At 64.7% G+C, this 1891-nt stretch carries 2 protein-coding genes; both read left to right on the top strand.

Going from position 1 to position 1891, the window contains the following annotated elements; all coding sequences use genetic code 11:
- Positions 1-1645, top strand: a 1645-nt coding sequence (locus tag ENZ75_RS30505) for an IlvD/Edd family dehydratase (RefSeq protein WP_164888132.1), incomplete at its 5' end; no start/stop codon positions are given.
- 11 nt (positions 1646-1656) lie between these two features.
- Positions 1657-1891, top strand: a 235-nt coding sequence (locus ENZ75_RS30500; protein ID WP_128278572.1) for an SDR family NAD(P)-dependent oxidoreductase, incomplete at its 3' end; no start/stop codon positions are given.

The raw sequence follows: 1891 nt of genomic DNA, 5'->3' as shown, positions 1-1891 counted from the left end.
GAAGAACCAGGGCATTCCCGCCGACGCTTTCGACGGCCGCCCGGTGATCGGCATCTGCAACACCTGGTCGGAATTGACCCCGTGCAATGCCCACCTGCGGGCGCTGGCGGACCACGTCAAGCGCGGCGTCTATGAAGCCGGCGGCCTGCCGCTCGAATTCCCGGTGATGTCGCTGGGCGAGAGCAACATGCGCCCCACCGCCATGCTGTTTCGCAATCTGGTCAGCATGGATGTCGAAGAGTCCATCCGCGGCAATCCGATCGATGGCGTCATCCTGCTGGTCGGTTGCGACAAGACCACACCGGCGCTGCTGATGGGGGCTGCGTCGTGCAACCTGCCGACCATCGCCGTTTCCGGCGGGCCGATGCTCAACGGCAAGTTCCGCGGACAGGATATCGGCTCGGGCACCCATGTCTGGAAATTCGCCGAGGAGGTTAAAGCCGGCCGCATGCCGGTTGCCGACTTTCTCGCCGCCGAGCAGGGCCAAAGCCGATCGGCGGGCAGCTGCATGACGATGGGCACAGCCTCGACCATGGCCAGCATGGTCGAAGCGCTCGGCATCGGCATGCCGGACAATGCCGCGATCCCGGCGGTGGATTCGCGCCGTGGCGTGCTCGCCCAGATGGCCGGACGCCAGATCGTCGATCTGGTGCGCAGGGACGTTAGGATCGCGGAGATCCTCACCAGGCAAGCGTTCGAGAACGCCATTCGCGTCAACGGCGCGATCGGTGGCTCGACCAATGCGGTGCTGCATCTGATCGCCATCGCCAACCGGATCGGTGTCGATCTCAGCCTCGAAGACTGGGACCGCCTAGGTCGTGACGTTCCAACTATTGTCGATTTGATGCCGTCGGGCCGGTTCCTGATGGAAGATTTCTACTACGCCGGGGGGCTAGCTGCGGTCATGGCGTCGCTTGATGAAGTGGGGCTTCTTCATCGCGACGCCATGACCGTCAGCGCCAAGACCATCGGTGAATTGATCGACGGCGCGCCGAACTACAACAGCGAGGTGATCCGGCCGCTGAGCCAGCCGCTGACCAAGGAAGGCGGCATTTCGATCCTGCGCGGCAATCTGGCGCCTGACGGCGCGGTCATCAAGCCGTCCGCGGCAACGCCCGAGCTGATGCAGCATCGCGGCAAGGCGGTGGTGTTCGAAAACATCGAGCATTACTACGCCCGCATCGACGATCCGGAGTTGGACATCGACGCCACCTCGGTGATGGTGCTGAAGAACTGCGGGCCGCGCGGTTATCCCGGAATGGCCGAGGTCGGCAACATGCCGCTGCCGGCCAAACTGCTCAAGCTAGGCATCTCCGACATGGTGCGCATTTCGGACGCGCGCATGAGCGGCACCGCCTACGGCACCGTGGTTCTGCATGTGGCGCCGGAAGCAGCCGCAGGCGGCGCGCTGGCGCTGGTGCGCGACGGCGACCTCATCGAGCTCGACGTCGCCGGCCGCCGGTTGGAACTTTTGGTGTCGGAAGAGGAGCTCGCCATCCGCCGGCGTGACTGGAAGCCGCCGGCGTCGCCGGAGGGCGGCTACCAGAGCCTTTATGTCGAGCGCGTGCTGCAGGCCGACAAGGGCTGCGATTTCGACTTTCTCGTCGGCCGGCGCGATGCCGGCATTCCTCGACATTCGCACTAGAGAGGCGCGCGATGACGGATGAAATCGGCTACGCGATCTATCCAAGCCTCAAGGGCCGCAGCGTCTTCATAACAGGCGGCGGCAGCGGCATCGGCGAAAGCCTGGTGCGCCATTTCTGCGCCCAGGGCAGCCGCGTCGCCTTCGTTGACATGGCCGAAGAACCATCCCAACGTCTGGTCGACGCGATTGCGGCCGACGGACATGCCGCGCCGCTGTTCATTCCATGCGACCTGCGCAACGTCGAAG

It is taken from the genome of Mesorhizobium sp. M7A.F.Ca.CA.002.04.1.1, from assembly GCF_004022805.1.
GTDB lineage: Bacteria > Pseudomonadota > Alphaproteobacteria > Rhizobiales > Rhizobiaceae > Mesorhizobium > Mesorhizobium ciceri.
Note: the sequence above shows the minus strand (reverse complement) of the source record. Positions and strands in the feature narration are given on the sequence as shown.